Here is a 13,646-nt window from a genome sequence, read left to right on the forward strand (position 1 = left end):
CCCGCCGGGTGTCTTGGTCTGCTTGCCGATGGCGGGCAGGCTGCCGTTCTGTCGGGTGTCGGTGGGGTCCCAGACCTTGACGACGATCTCGTTCGCCCCGGTGGTGAGCTGGGGGGTCACGTCGAAGGTGAAGGCGTCGTAGCCGCCGGTGTGCGCACCGACCCGTACGCCGTTGACCCAGACGGTGCTCTGCCAGTCGACGGCGCCGAAGTGCAGCAGGGTCCGCCGTCCCGACCAGTTGGCCGGGACGGTGACGGTGCGCCGGTAGAACAGGTAGTTGCGGTTGTCGTTGGCGGCCCGCTGGATGCCGGAGAGCGCACTTTCCACTGGGAACGGCACGTTGACCCGCTCGGGCAGGGCGGTGCCGAACTGCGGGGCGTCGTCGGTGGCCGACTGGCGTAGCTGCCACTCGCCGTTGAGGTTGAGCCAGTCCGGTCGCGTCATCTGGGGGCGCGGGTACTCGGGCAGGGGTGTGCCGGCCAGCGCCTGGCTGGTCCAGGGGGTGGTCAGTGGCGGCGTCTTGGCCGGTGCGGCGTACGCCGGTGGGGTTGGCGCGGCGAGAACGCCGGCGATCAGGGCGAGGATGAGCAGCAGCGGCAGGGCGGGGCGGATGGGGACCTGACGTGTCATGCCGTCTCCGAGGGGCGAGTCGCCGCGGGCGGTGCAGCCAGGCCCGAAGCGCGTGGGTGGTGGGCATCGGGTGGTCACTGACGGGGGACGGGCGTCATCGACGGATGCCGGTGGGATCTCCACGCGTCGGCGGGACTGGCATATTGACATCCATCATCGCCTGTATAACGTTATAGAGCCGCGCCGGGCCTCCCGTCAATCCTTGTCCGTCGATGCGTGCCCGGCTCGGCGGTCCCCCTGGCGAAGGGTCGGTGGATGGGCGTAAACCTCAAGGACATCGCCCAACGCGCGGGCGTGTCGCTGGCCACGGTGTCGAACGTGGTCAACGGATACCGGCCGGTGGGGGAGCGGACCCGGCTGCGTGTGCAGCAGGCGATCGACGAACTCGGTTACAGCCCCAACCTGGGCGCGCGACATCTGCGTCGGGGGCGTACCGGGCTGATCGCCCTGGCCATCCCGGAACTGAACAACCCCTACTTCGCCGAGCTCGCCGAGATCGCCATCGCCGAGGCCGCCGGGCTCGGCTACACCCTGGTCATGGAGAACACCGCCGCGGACCGGGGAGCGGAACTGGCGCTCCTCGACGGGTCCCGGCGGCACATCATCGACGGCCTGATCCTCAGTCCGGTGCGGATCGGCCGGGAGGAGGTGCTGGCCCGGACCGCGGGCACCCCGCTCGTGCTGATCGGTGAGGGCGTCTACGACGTGCCGCACGATCACATCGCCATCGACAACGTCGCCGCCGGCCACGCCGCGATCCAGCACCTCGTGGCGATCGGCCGCCGCCGGATCGCGTTCATCGGCGCCACGCACGGTGGCGACCGGCAGTCCGCCCACCTGCGGGTACGCGGCTATCGGGAGGCCCTGGCCGCCGCCGGCCTGCCGTACCGCTCGCGACTGGTCGCCCGCACCGACGCGTTCGGCCGGCTCGACGGTAAGCGGGCGATGCGTGACCTGCTCGCGCTCGGCGACCCACCGGACGCGGTGTTCGGCTACAACGACCTGGTCGCCGCCGGCGCGCTGCGGGCGCTGGCCGAGGCGGGTCTCCGGGTGCCGGAGGACGTCGCGGTGATCGGGATCGACGACATCGAGGAAGGTCGGTTCAGCACCCCGACCCTCACCACGATCGCGCCGGACAAGCGGGAGATCGGCCGTCTCGCGGTGCGCCGCCTCGTCGCCCGGATCGAGGGAGCGCAGGTCGCGGCACCGCTGACCGTGCAGACGCCGTTTCGGCTCATCCGCCGGGAGAGCACGGGTACGCCCGGCGGCTGACGGCCGGTGCGCACCGGGCGAGACCCATAGCCCCGGTGGTACGACCCAGAGAGGATGGCGCAAGAAATCCAAGTACCTCAATATGATGACCGCTATCTCGAACGGGGTGCGCTCACGAGGCGTGCCATCCTGATGCGGAGGAATGCATGGTTCGCTGGCGTACCCTCACTGGCCTGCTGGCCACCACGTTGGCCGCGGTGACCGCGGCCAGCCTCACTCTCACCGCGCCGGCCGCAGCGGCCGACAACCCCATGACGCCGAACGTCGTCGGCGGCACCCGCGCCGCTCAGGGCGAGTTCCCGTTCATGGTGCGACTCTCGATGGGGTGCGGCGGGGCGTTGTACAGCGCCCGACTGGTGCTCACCGCGGCGCACTGCGTGGGCTCGACCGGCACCAACACCAGCATCACCGCGACGCTCGGGACGGTCGACCTCCAGTCGTCCAGCCGCATCACCGTCCGGTCGAACTACGTCTACCGGGCTCCCGGCTACAACGGCTCCGGCCGGGACTGGGCGCTGATCCGGTTGGCCAGCCCCGTCACCGGGCTGAGCACTCTGAAGATCGCCAACACGACCGCCTACGACAGCGGCACCTTCACCGTGGCCGGTTGGGGCGCCGCGCGTGAGGGCGGCGGCCAGCAGCGGTACCTGCTCAAGGCGAACGTGCCGTTCGTGAGCGACTCCACCTGCAACGCCAACTACGGCGGTGACCTCATCCCCGCCCAGGAGATCTGCGCCGGCTACGCCAGCGGCGGCACGGACACCTGCCAGGGTGACTCGGGTGGCCCGATGTTCCGCCGCGACGCCTCGAACGCCTGGATCCAGGTCGGCATCGTGAGCTGGGGCAACGGCTGCGCTCGGCCCAACTACCCGGGTGTCTACACCCAGGTGAGCTACTTCGCCTCGTCGATCGCCTCGGCTGCGGCGAGCCTCGGCGGCTGACCGGGAGAACCATCGGGCGGCCCGGACGACGATGTCCGGGCCGCCCGCTCGTCACCGAGGGGTACGCGACGAGTGGGCCACCCGACAGATTCGGCGGGCCGCGCGTGCGGCGCCCGCCCGGGCGGCCATGATGAGCCGGTGAAGATCCTGTCCATCCAGTCGTCGGTCGCCTACGGTCACGTCGGCAACTCGGCAGCGGTGTTTCCCCTGCAGCGGCTCGGCCACGAGGTCTGGCCGGTCCTGACGGTGCACTTCTCCAACCACACCGGGTACGGCGCGTGGCGGGGGCCGATGCTGGCGGCCGCCGACGTGGCCGAGGTGATCGAGGGCATCGCGGACCGTGGAGCCCTCGGCGGCGCCGACGCGGTGCTGTCCGGCTACCAGGGCGACCCGGCCATGGGCGCGGTGATCCTGGACGCGGTGGCGAAGGTCAAGGCGGCCAACCCGGCCGCGTTGTACTGCTGTGACCCGGTGATGGGCGACGCCGGTCGCGGCATGTTCGTCCGCCCTGGCATTCCCGAGTACCTGCGGGACACCGTCGTGCCGCGTGCGGACATCATCACGCCCAACCACTTCGAGCTCGACTTCCTCGCCGGCCGTACGACGACTTCGCTCGCGGAGGTGCTCGACGCGGTCGACGTCGTACGCGCGACCGGGCCGCGGCACGTCCTGGTGACCAGCGTGCTCCACGGCGAACTGCCCCCGGACTCGCTGGAGGTGGTGGCCGTCTCGGACGAGGGCGCCTGGGCGGTGACCACGCCGCTGCTGCCGATCAACCCGAACGGCGGGGGCGACGTCACCGCGGCGCTGTATCTCGCGCACCTGTGGACCACCGGCTCGCCCGCGATCGCGCTGGAGCGCACCATCGCCTCCGTCTACGCCGTGCTCGAAGCGACACTCGCGGCGGGCACCCGGGAGATCCAACTGATCGCCGCACAGGATGTGATCGCCGACCCGCCGGCCCGGTTCACCGCCCGCCGGCTGCGCTGACGACGGGTCGACACCGACCGCCGACGCGTCGAGGAACGCCTCGACGCGGTCGGCGCGGGCGGTGCCGCGTGCCTGCGGCGGTCAGCGGCTTTCGGGGACGGCCATCTCGCCGAGCAGCGACCAGGTCTCCTGCGGCACTGTGGCGTTCACGATGCGCGGCGTCTCGGCCAGGTGCGGAGGCAGGGTCTCCTGCGCCGCGCGGAAGTGGGCGGACTGCACGTGGGCCGCGCCGGCCTGGTCGTCGCGGAACGCCTCGACCAGCACGTACTCGGTCGGGTCGTCCACGCTGCGGGACCAGTCGAACCACAGACAGCCCGGCTCGGCCCGGGTCGCCTCGGTGAAGTCGGCGGCGATCTGCGGCCACCGGTCGGCGTGCTCGGCCAGGACCCGGAACTTGGCGGTAATGAAGATCATGGCGTCAGGTTACCCAGCCGGACGGGTCACCCGTCGAAGTCAGCCGGACAGCCGGCCGGACCCGTGCACCTCTGCCCGAGCCCAGTCATGATCAGGTTTGGAAGCGCTCGAAATCCCGACGGAAATGTCAGCCGAGCGGACTACCGTGCGGGACATGCGAGCAATCGGAACGTTCGACGTGGCTGAGTTCACCGCGGTCCCCGTGCCGAGCCCCGAGGTCAAGACTGGCCTGCCGGTCGGTTTCGCCACCATGCGCAAGACGTTCACCGGAGAGATCGACGGCCGATCCGAAACACTCTTCACGGCCGCCTTCGATCCCACGACCGGCACCGGCACGTACGTCGCCATGGAGTCGTTCGAGGGCAGTGTCGCCGGCAACGCGGGCACCTTCAACTTCGTGCACTCCGCCACCACCACGGGTCAGGACCGGCAGGCCGAGTTCCTGGCGATCGTCCCCACGAGCGGCACCGGCGGCCTGACCGGCATCCGTGGAACGGGAGGCCTGACAGTCGACGAAGACGGCACCCACAGCATCTGGTTCGACTACGACCTGTCCTGACGCCCGCCTTGTCGACGGTCGGTGGGTCAACCGTCGACGCCGGCCGGGCGGGCACGGGCGATGACCTCCTCGGGGCTCAACGGCGCCTTCGGATGGTGCGTCAGGCACAGCGGGGTACGGACCTTGACGAACGAGAACCCCTCCCCGGCGGCGTAGAACTCACCGCTGTTGAGCAGGCCGATGTCCGGAAGTCGCCCGCCCTTGGCCTCGGCGAGCTGCCGGGCCGCGTCGATCTGCGCGGGTGCGTTGAGCAGCCCGAAGAACTGCGTCGTCGCGTTGCCGGAGATCTGGTTGTGAAGACCCTTGGGCGCCTGGGTGGCGAAGACCAGCCCGAGCCCGTATTTGCGCGCCTGCGAGGCGAGCGCGATTGAGCTGGCGGTGCAGGACGTGGTGCCGGTCGAGGGCGCTAGCGTCTGCGCCTCATCCATCACGAACAGCCCGCCCAGGGGTCGGTCACCGGCCGGGTGCCGCTTGATCCAGGCGAAGAGCGCCATCTGCAACTGGTTGACGAAGCTCTGCCGCTCCTGGTCGGAGGTGAGTCCGACAAAGCTGATCACCGACACCCGGGCCCGCCGCCCCGGCGACGGCGTCAGCAGCAGCCCCGGGTCGGCCGGTGCACCGACCCCACCGAAGAGCGGATCGGTGACTATAGCCGCCTTGAGGGCCTCGGCCAGTTCCTCGGCGAGCTTCCCGGCACGGGCCAGTCGACTGACCCCCTCGGGCAGGTCGGTGAGGAACTCGGTGAAGCCGGGCAGGCCCACCATCCCGCTTCGCGCGTACGCCTGGAGGGCCTCGGTGAGAACGGCCTTGCCCTGCTGGGCGAGCCTGCTCGACCGGTCGACGCCGGCGCGCGGCGCGAGCGCCTCCACGGCCGAGCGGACGGCTTGATCGAACTCGTCGGGCCAGTCGCGCAGTGAGGTGAAGTCGGGCAGCGGCTGGAAGCTCAGCGGCCGGCCGGCGGTGACTCGGGGCGTCCATACCACCACCTCGGTGTGTGCGAGGTAGTCGGTGGCGCGTTCGGCGTCGCCGGGCGCCCAGCCGCTCGGCGGTTCGGGCCACGCGTCGCCCAGCCGGGCGAGATCGTTGTTGGGGTCGAGCACGATCGCGGAGACACCCTCCCGGGCGCACTCCTCGACCAGGCGGCGGATGAGCACCGTCTTGCCCGAACCGGATCCGGCGAACACGACGGCGTGCCGGCGCAACGATTCCAGGGCCACCGTGAACGGGTGGCCGCCGTCGACGGTTCGCCCCAGCAGGATGGCGCGACCGCCCGCGTCGACCACAGTGTCGACCGCGTCCGCGGGTGCGGGCACGTCGGCCGCATTGGTCGACGGACCATCGGTCACGTCCGCGACCGGCGCGCTCGTCGCGCCGGGATCGGCGCCGCCCGTCGACTGGTCCGTGGGGTCGGTCGGTGCGGACGGGGTGCTGTCGCGCTTCCGGTCGGGCCCGGGCAGGACCGCCCGGAACAGCTCGGTGCCGCTGGCCGGACGACGGGCCACGAGCCATTCCTGCAAGACCGTTGACGGCTCGGTCGCCAATACCCGGAGCGCCGCGAAGACCCGCAGGTCCGCCTCGGACACCCCACGCCGGAGGCCGCCGGCCGCGTCGAAGCCGGTCAACACCTCGGTCGTACGCTTTCCAGTCGGCCACGGACCGTTGCGCAGCAGGATCAGCCGCCGCTGTGGGAGGTCCCGGTCCAGTCCGGCCAATGTGCACGCGGCCTTGACGCGGGCGGTGACGGCGATGGCGTTGAGATGCGTGATGGCCCGGAAGCACCAGTGCGCCTCGTTCTCGGTGGCCTCGTCGAGCACCTCGATCAGCCGTCCGTGCAGCGCGGGCTTGCGACCGGGCGGCGGATCGTACTTGTAGGTGGCACCGGTGGGCGCCTGCTCGGCGATCCAGGCGGCCAGGCCGGCGGCGAGTAACGATGGCATGTGCTCGTCCTCGCCTGCCGGGTCGACGGCGGCTGACACGTCCGCGGCCTGGAGCAGCTCGGTGAACCGTGCGTCCAACTCGCGCAGGCGGCGGTCGTCCGTCGGATCGCCAGACCCGCCGCGGACGGTGGTGCCCTCCGTCGGCATCGAGTCCGCGCCGTCGATGAGCCGGTCGAGCTCGACCACCTCGTCGCGGTCGCGGCACCAGGCGACATGGCGGTCCACCCTGCGCAGCAGGGCGCGTGGCGTCAGGGTGGGTGCGTCGGCGAAGGCGGCAGGGGCAATCGGCCAGGTGGGGTGCGGCGCCACGAAGTGCGGACCCGCGAACGCCGCGGTGAGGCGCTTTGCCACGATCGCCTGTCCGATCTCCGGGGTGGGGATCCGGTCCGGCAGGGTCGCCACCCGGAACCGGTCGCCGACCGGGGTGGGCGCGGTGCGTGTCATGAGCACCCAGGTGTCCGGGAGGCACGAGACGACGACCAGCGTGCGGCGGGTGATGTCGCGGAGCTTGAGCAGGCCGTCGGCGATCGGGCCGAGCACCCTGGCCTGGCCGTCCTCCAACCCGTTGTGGTGGTTCAGCAGCGAGGTGCTGGTCTGGGCGAACAGCGTGTCGAGCTGATCCACGGCGATGACCGTGGGGTCCAGGGTCAGGGCCATCAGTCGGGAGATGTCCTGCACGATCTGCTGCGGCGTGCGGACCGCGGTGCTCAACCCCCATGCCGCCCGCGCGTCCGGGTCGCCTGGTTCGGAGATCAGGTGGGCGTAACCCACGTCCTGTGCCTCGAAGTCGATGGCACCGTGCAGGACGAGGGCCCGAGCGGTGTCCTGCGTGTCCCGCCCGACTTCCCGATCGCGGGCGCGCAGTGCCCGGATGAAGGCGTCGAGCTGCGCACGGGTCACCGGTCGGGCACCGGCGACCGCATCGCGGATCTCCACCGGCAGGCCGAGCTGCGGGGTGAGTCGACGCAGAAAGGTCTTCAGCTGGGTGCCCCAGCCGACGTGGGTGCGGCCCATGCCCTCCACCAGGGCCAGGGCCACGCTCTCCCAGAACGTCTTGCCACTGACCATGTCGACCAGGAAGAAGTAGCCCCCGTCGCGCTGGATCTGTCCGCGGACCGCCCCCAGCAGGTGCGTCTTTCCGGCGCCAGCGCGACCCTGCATGGCGACACCGAGCGGCATGCTCGTGTCGTCGGTGCGGGCCCGCGCCACCCCGCGCAGGATCTCCGCGACCACCGTCTCGTGCAGCTCCGGCACGTTGTGCGGGCTGGGTCGCCAGACGTCATCGGGGGTGACCGCGGGGTTGAGACTAACTGCTTCCAGCGCGACCCGCTGGTCGTCGGGGATCACGCCGGGCCGATCGCCAGGGCGTGGTTGTCCTCGTTCCCGATGCGAACGGCTGCAGCACGATCCCGTGGGGTCAGTGACTTGGTGTTCGCCACCGGGATGATACGGACATCCTCCCGACCGACCATCGCCCGCAACGCCGCGTCCAGGGTGGGCCGGTCGGTGTGGGCAAGCTGGTCCCGGACGTCGGCGAGACCGACCCAGGCGCCCGGCGCGGGGGCAAGCTCCCGGTACGCCGTACGAACCAGCGCCTCCACGTCCGCCGCGGCTGCGGGTGCCGGCGCCGGTGTTTCGTGCCGAGGTTCGCTGGCCGGCGAGGCCGTGGCGTCGGTCTGCTTGAAGAAGTCGCCGTGGCTGACCCGGAGCCGGTCCAGCGAACGGTGCAGGTTGGACAGGACGACGAACAGTGACCGGGTGGTCGAGCCGCCCTGCTTCGGCGGGGCAGCGGTGTGTAGCTGACGTGCCACACGCCAGCCCTCGTCGGTCAGCTCGTGGGCGAAGGTCCGGCGAGACTTGTCGGTGTCGACCAGGCCCAGATCGACGAGCTTCTTGTTGTCCTTGCCGGTCAGCGTGAAACCGGCCAACTCGCGCAGCTCGACGTTGGTGAGTTGGCGCGCCTCGGCCATCAGCACCACGAGGGCGTTGATCTGGTTCGGCGTCAGGTGCGGGACGTCCGCCGGGCTCGTCATGTCTTCTCATCTCCGTGGGAGTGCGTGCCGCCCGCGCGTCGCCGGGCCAGCAGCCGACGGATCCCGTCGACTACCGCCGGCGCGTCGGAGAGCACCTGCTCGTTGGTGAAGCGGAGAACATCCAGCCCGAGTAGTTGAAGCTGCACGTCTCTCCGCCGATCGTTGGCGAAAGCGATTCGCCCACGATGCTCCGGGCCGTCCACCTCGACCGCAAGACCCTCCACGGGCCAAAAAAGATCCAGTCGGTACGCCACACCCAGTACGTGCCACTCGTATGTCTGGTTCCAACGCCGGCCCCGTGCCCAGTCGTGCGGTGCCAGCGCGCGTTCCAACGCCTGCTCGGCCGCGCTGTCACCACGTGGCACGCCAGCGATCGGCGGCCAGACCAACACCGTCGACTCCGGCTCGGCGGCCGTGGCCGGCATCCGGTTGATCGTGCTGGTCAGCCCGGCGAATCGCGCCGGCACCATCAGCGGCACCGACTGGACGCGGTCGACGTGGCGCAGCGGCCCGCCGGCCAGCCACACCGTGAAGTCAGCGTGCCGCACGAGCCACTCTGCGGCGGCCACGAGTGTCCGCTCCGCACCCGCGCCCAGGTCGGGCAGAGCGATGACGAGAACGCAGCCCTCCCGGGCGTACGCCTCGGCAATCACCCGGGCGAGCCCGGCGGCGCGTACGCCCGGGGCGAAGCGGGACCGGCCGACGGGCCGGCGCGGACCGCGCAGCCCACGCTCGGCGAGGTCCGCGAGGAATGGGCCGAAGTGCCGGGAACGGGCAGCGGTCCGGGCCGCGAGGGCGCGCACCGCTGCCACGCCGAGCGTGCCCTCGGTCTCGAAGTGGTCGGCGCCCGCCAACCAGCTGGGGAACATCGCGAGCGCCGCGGTGTCCAGTTGGTCGAGGAGAGCGTCCACGAGGTCGCCGAGGGGACCCACGACCGTGGGCCGGTAGTGCACCACTGCGGGCGCCGCTGGTGGCAATGGGTCGAGTGCCACCCGCAGCAGCTCCGGGTCGACGGCCGGCAGGTGACTCACCCGCCGCGTCGGCGGGGCGGCCCACCACGCCGTGCCGGCATCGTCGTCAGCCCGGACGGGGTGCGCCATGTCGGCACCCTACGACAGGGGGATACACGATCGGTGGCCCGCCAGCGCCTGCCCGGCCACCGGAGACGCTGCGGTCGCCGCTCAGCGCAGGCGGCGGATGTCGCCGAACGCCCGGTAGAACCCGCCCCGGCCGGACTCGCGGACCTCGGTCACCAGGTAGCGGGCGCCCGGCTCGCGGATCCCCTTGGGGAACTGCACCGACCAGTCGCGTCGGTAACCGTCGGAGAGCACCTGGACCCGCAACCGCCCTCGATCGTCCAGGCACTGCACCACCACGCCCGCGCCCGCGTCGCTGGTCACCTCGACGACCGTCGGCTGCACGGGCCGTGGTGCCTCACGGGGGGCCTTGACGTCGCGCACCTCGGGCACGTCCCCGGCCTGCGCCGCGCGGATCGCCGGCTCGCTCGCGTCGATGCAGGCCAGGTGGCCGCCGGTGGTGACGACGTAGAGCCGGTCGTCGTGGTATTGCATGGAGTAGGCCGAGCCGCAGCCGGTGCCGAGCTTCCACAGCCGCGTGCCGGCCGCGTCGAAGCAGTAGATCGAGGACTGGCTGTCACCGGCGAAGACGTACTGGCCGCCCTCCGCAGTGGCGCACGAGAACACCGGGGCGTCGCACCGGTAGGTGCGTTCCAGTCGCCCTGCCTTGGACAGTCGCACCACCTCGCGGGTGCCGGTGCCGGCGAACACGCTGCCGTGCTCCTGCCAGCCGAAGAGCACCGAACCGGTCCTGGTGTGCCACAGCTCGCCGCCGGTCCGCCACTCGTAGCCGGTCACCCCCTGCGAATGGCCGTGGTAGATGGCGTCGCTGTCGCACCGCACCATCCACGCCGAGCGGCCCCGCCCGGGCCGACGCCACAGGAACTCGTCCTCGTGGTCGACCGCCGTGATCCCGCCGTCGGCATCCGACACGCCCAGCACCCCGTCGTGGATGTCCAGCCAGTAGATGTCGATTTCCGGGGCGATCGCGTACGCCACCCGGGGCATCTTGCCCGAGAGGTCGTAGACGTTGCCGTCATCGCAGCCGGCGTAGATCCAGGCGTCGTCGGCGACGATGCACTTGACCCCGTCGGGGAGGCGGACCTGGCTGCGCACCTGGGCGTCGTGGTCGAGCGTGGTGATCACGCCGTGCTCGTTGCCGACCATGCAGTGCTGCCCGTCGACGAAGATGCCGAAGGCGGGAGCGCCGGAGTCGTAGCGCCAGAGCACCGGAGCGGTGTGGGCGGTGGAGCGGGTGCTGACGATCTGCCGCCGGGAGACTGTGCGCTTCTGTCGGACGCCGGGAACCGCCGGCGCGTAACCCTTGCGGACCTTCTCCCCGATCTTCTTCGCGGCGGCGGCGCGGGCCCGTGCGTTGTCCGGGTAGGCACTGGCCTTGATCTGCCCCTGGTCGCCGATCCGGCCGTAGCGCACGGTCAGCGTGGCGTTGTCGACGATGACCTCGTAGAACTTGTGCGCACCGTCCATTTCGGACAGTTCGAGGTAGGTCGTCTCCTGGGACATGGGGGCCTCCGAGGGGTCAGCGACCGGCCCGACGTGGCCGGCGCGGCGACAGTGCGCACACGCTAACGGCGGCCCCCGACAGAATCGGCGCCCGGCCAGCCCAGCGCGTCGTCGCGGAGGACCGCGTGCGCGCCGACGGTCTGATTGACGATCTGCGTCACCCGCACGTCGACCGCGATGCTGGCCAGCGCCACCGCGTCCGCGCGGCTGAGGCCGTGCAACCGCTGCATCAGGGTCAGCATCGAGTCCAGGGCCATGAACGAGGCGTCGTCGAGGGACGCGCCGACGCCCAGGGTCAGCCACGCGTCCGCGGTGCGGGCCACCGGGCCGGTGACCGGGAAGTCGTCACGGACGTCGAAGGTCAACGTCACCTCGTCCATCGGGCACTCGATCGCGGTGCCGCCGACCTCGCCGTCGCCCTGTGCGGCGTGGCCGTCCCCGACCGAGAACAGCGCGTCGTCCACCGGGATCGGCAGCAGGAGGGTGCTTCCCGCGGTGAGGTCCCGGCAGTCCAGGTTGCCGCCCCACGGGCGCGGCGGGATCGTCGAATGACGCCCCGGCTCGGCGGGTGGCATGCCGAGCACCCCCATGAAGGGCCGCAGCGCGATCGTGTGACCATGCTGGTTGCGGCCGGTCATCGTCGCCGGGTCCAGCGTCCAGGCATGCACCACCGGTTGTTCCTGCACGCCGTAGCGCTGGTTGAACCCGCTCGGCCAGCCGCCGGCCACGGTGGTGCCCCAGGTGGCGGGGACGACCGCATCGATGCGTACCGCGAGGGTCTGGCCGGCGCGCGCACCGCGGACCGCGACCGGCCCGACCAACGCGTGACCGTGGTCGGGTTGATGTTGCGCGACCCGGGGCCGGTCCCGGTTCGCTCCGCCGGGATACGGACCGGCCGACCACCAGCAGTCCAGGGTGCGGTACGAGACGGTGTCACCGGGGTCGATGGTGAGCACGGGCGGAAAATCGGGGGAGAAGTGGCCGTGCAGGCTGTCGTCGGAGGGCGTGAGGGTGTGTCGCATCAGTGCAGGTTAGTGGCCCCCGATCCGCGCGACGGGGGTGTGCGGCGGGCATCCGGGCGCCCGCCGCACACCGGCTCGGTGTCAGCCCGCCGTGCAGGAGCGGATCTGCGGACGAGCGCCGCTGTTGCCGTTGGTCATCGTGGTGAAGCCGAAGGTGTTGCCGCTGCCGTTGGACCGCATGGTCATCACGGTGCCGCTGCTGTCCCAGGTGGCGGTGCCGTTCCAGATGGTGGAGACCCGCTGTGGTGCGGTGATGGCCACCACCACGGTCCAGGTGCTGGCGCCGCTGACCGTCACCGAGGTGTTGTAGCGGTCGCCCCAGACGTTGGTGGTCGACGCCGTCGCCGTGCAGGTGCCGCCGGTGGGTGGCGGGGTGCCACCGTCGGGCGGCGGGGTCGTGCCGTCGGGCGCGACCGCCCGGCCGGTGGACGGCGAGATCATGCCGGGGCACAGGTTGCGGCTGGTCAGGTTGGCCATGATCTGCGGTATGGCGTCGCGGGTGTTCTGGATCCCGTCGTGCATGAGGATGACCTGACCGGCCTGGAGGCGGCTCGCGTTGGCCACGATCTGGCTGACGCTCGCGCCGTTCCAGTCCTGCGAGTCCACGTCCCAGATCACCTGTCGCATGCCGAGCGATGACGCGACGGACTGGAGGGTGGAGTTGGTCTCCCCGTACGGCGGCCGGAACAGCTGTGGCCGGATGCCCGTGGCGGACTGGATCGCCGAACTGGTCTGGGACAGGTCGGACTGCATCTGAGCCTGGCTCATCGAGGTCATGTGGGCGTGGTTCCAGCTGTGGTTGCCGACCCACATGCCGGCGGCCACCTGTGCCTGTGCCGCCGAGCGGTTGTTCTGGACGTTCTGCCCGACGTTGAACATGGTGGCCCGTGCACCGTTGCTGCGCAGCACGTTCAGCAGCGCGCTGGTGCTGCCGGTCGGACCGTCGTCGAAGGTGAGACCGACGTAGCCGTTGCAGGTGGCGGCGCTCGACGGGGTCGAGGTGGCCGCGAGGACCACGCCGCACATCGCGACGGCGGTGGCGAGGACGGCGAGCGCGGCGCGCAACCGCCTCGACCACAGCGCCGTGCGGGGGAAGAGCTTGCTCATCTGGTGCCCTTCTCGCGGGAGGCATAACCGGGACATCACGAAGCCGTTGCATCGACCGTGATGGATCGGAGTATTACAGCGGGATTTCCGGCACGTCAACAAGTTCCGGAATCCGTCCGAAACGAGGTGGGTCGGCGGTGC

12 protein-coding genes are annotated in these 13,646 nt (G+C 71.1%); 4 read left to right on the forward strand and 8 right to left on the reverse strand.

Going from position 1 to position 13,646, the window contains the following annotated elements:
* A partial coding sequence (locus KBX34_RS31745; protein WP_374223737.1) for a sugar-binding domain-containing protein occupies positions 1-630 on the reverse strand: 630 nt, incomplete at its 3' end.
* Positions 631-885: 255 nt separating this feature from the next.
* On the opposite strand from KBX34_RS31745, the gene KBX34_RS31750 reads away from it, so the two are divergent.
* The 3 genes from KBX34_RS31750 (at position 886) to pdxY (ending at position 3,833) form a co-directional block, all read left to right on the forward strand.
* Positions 886-1,902, forward strand: a complete 1,017-nt coding sequence (locus tag KBX34_RS31750) for a LacI family DNA-binding transcriptional regulator (protein WP_099852615.1) — start codon at positions 886-888, stop codon at positions 1,900-1,902.
* Between the two features lie 146 nt (positions 1,903-2,048).
* Positions 2,049-2,843: a trypsin-like serine protease gene (locus KBX34_RS31755; RefSeq protein ID WP_088947799.1), complete on the forward strand. Its 795-nt coding sequence runs from the start codon at positions 2,049-2,051 to the stop codon at positions 2,841-2,843.
* Positions 2,844-2,981: 138 nt separating this feature from the next.
* A complete protein-coding gene (pdxY, locus tag KBX34_RS31760; protein ID WP_210928723.1) occupies positions 2,982-3,833 on the forward strand; it encodes a pyridoxal kinase PdxY in 852 nt (283 codons plus the stop codon).
* An 81-nt stretch (positions 3,834-3,914) separates the two neighbouring features.
* On the opposite strand, the gene KBX34_RS31765 is transcribed toward pdxY, so the two are convergent.
* Positions 3,915-4,247: a putative quinol monooxygenase gene (locus tag KBX34_RS31765; protein WP_088947801.1), complete on the reverse strand. Its 333-nt coding sequence runs from the start codon at positions 4,245-4,247 to the stop codon at positions 3,915-3,917.
* A gap of 154 nt (positions 4,248-4,401) precedes the next feature.
* On the opposite strand from KBX34_RS31765, the gene KBX34_RS31770 reads away from it, so the two are divergent.
* Positions 4,402-4,806, forward strand: a complete 405-nt coding sequence (locus KBX34_RS31770) for a DUF3224 domain-containing protein (RefSeq protein ID WP_210928724.1) — start codon at positions 4,402-4,404, stop codon at positions 4,804-4,806.
* 26 nt (positions 4,807-4,832) lie between these two features.
* Here KBX34_RS31770 and KBX34_RS31775 read toward each other — a convergent pair whose 3' ends face one another.
* The 6 genes from KBX34_RS31775 to KBX34_RS31795 form a co-directional block, all read right to left on the reverse strand.
* Complete coding sequence (locus KBX34_RS31775) at positions 4,833-8,090, reverse strand: helicase HerA domain-containing protein (protein ID WP_307871543.1); 3,258 nt, start codon at positions 8,088-8,090, stop codon at positions 4,833-4,835.
* Positions 8,087-8,776: a hypothetical protein gene (locus KBX34_RS33920; protein WP_141909074.1), complete on the reverse strand. Its 690-nt coding sequence runs from the start codon at positions 8,774-8,776 to the stop codon at positions 8,087-8,089. The genes KBX34_RS31775 and KBX34_RS33920 overlap by 4 nt, the downstream gene beginning before the upstream one ends.
* On the reverse strand, positions 8,773-9,876 hold the full coding sequence (locus tag KBX34_RS31780) for an endonuclease domain-containing protein (RefSeq protein ID WP_210928727.1): 1,104 nt from the start codon (positions 9,874-9,876) through the stop codon (positions 8,773-8,775). The genes KBX34_RS33920 and KBX34_RS31780 overlap by 4 nt, the downstream gene beginning before the upstream one ends.
* Before the next feature lie 81 nt (positions 9,877-9,957).
* Positions 9,958-11,376, reverse strand: a complete 1,419-nt coding sequence (locus tag KBX34_RS31785; RefSeq protein ID WP_210928728.1) for a PQQ-binding-like beta-propeller repeat protein — start codon at positions 11,374-11,376, stop codon at positions 9,958-9,960.
* A gap of 62 nt (positions 11,377-11,438) precedes the next feature.
* Positions 11,439-12,398 (reverse strand): acetamidase/formamidase family protein, encoded by a 960-nt coding sequence (locus KBX34_RS31790; protein ID WP_210928730.1) that lies wholly within the window; start codon positions 12,396-12,398, stop codon positions 11,439-11,441.
* 81 nt (positions 12,399-12,479) lie between these two features.
* On the reverse strand, positions 12,480-13,505 hold the full coding sequence (locus tag KBX34_RS31795) for a polysaccharide deacetylase family protein (protein WP_088947805.1): 1,026 nt from the start codon (positions 13,503-13,505) through the stop codon (positions 12,480-12,482).
* Between the last annotated feature and the right edge of the window lie 141 nt (positions 13,506-13,646).

The organism is Micromonospora sp. M61, from assembly GCF_018070245.1.
Lineage (GTDB): Bacteria > Actinomycetota > Actinomycetes > Mycobacteriales > Micromonosporaceae > Micromonospora > Micromonospora zamorensis.

What these genes read in the sequence shown, in the direction of transcription:
- KBX34_RS31785 (WP_210928728.1), bottom strand. Translation starts at nt 11,376, where the DNA reads ATGTCCCAGGAGACGACCTACCTCGAACTGTCCGAAATGGACGGTGCG.
- KBX34_RS31765 (WP_088947801.1), bottom strand. Translation starts at nt 4,247, where the DNA reads ATGATCTTCATTACCGCCAAGTTCCGGGTCCTGGCCGAGCACGCCGAC.
- KBX34_RS31795 (WP_088947805.1), bottom strand. Translation starts at nt 13,505, where the DNA reads ATGAGCAAGCTCTTCCCCCGCACGGCGCTGTGGTCGAGGCGGTTGCGC.
- KBX34_RS31780 (WP_210928727.1), bottom strand. Translation starts at nt 9,876, where the DNA reads ATGGCGCACCCCGTCCGGGCTGACGACGATGCCGGCACGGCGTGGTGG.
- KBX34_RS31755 (WP_088947799.1), top strand. Translation starts at nt 2,049, where the DNA reads ATGGTTCGCTGGCGTACCCTCACTGGCCTGCTGGCCACCACGTTGGCC.
- KBX34_RS31750 (WP_099852615.1), top strand. Translation starts at nt 886, where the DNA reads ATGGGCGTAAACCTCAAGGACATCGCCCAACGCGCGGGCGTGTCGCTG.
- KBX34_RS33920 (WP_141909074.1), bottom strand. Translation starts at nt 8,776, where the DNA reads ATGACGAGCCCGGCGGACGTCCCGCACCTGACGCCGAACCAGATCAAC.
- KBX34_RS31770 (WP_210928724.1), top strand. Translation starts at nt 4,402, where the DNA reads ATGCGAGCAATCGGAACGTTCGACGTGGCTGAGTTCACCGCGGTCCCC.
- KBX34_RS31790 (WP_210928730.1), bottom strand. Translation starts at nt 12,398, where the DNA reads ATGCGACACACCCTCACGCCCTCCGACGACAGCCTGCACGGCCACTTC.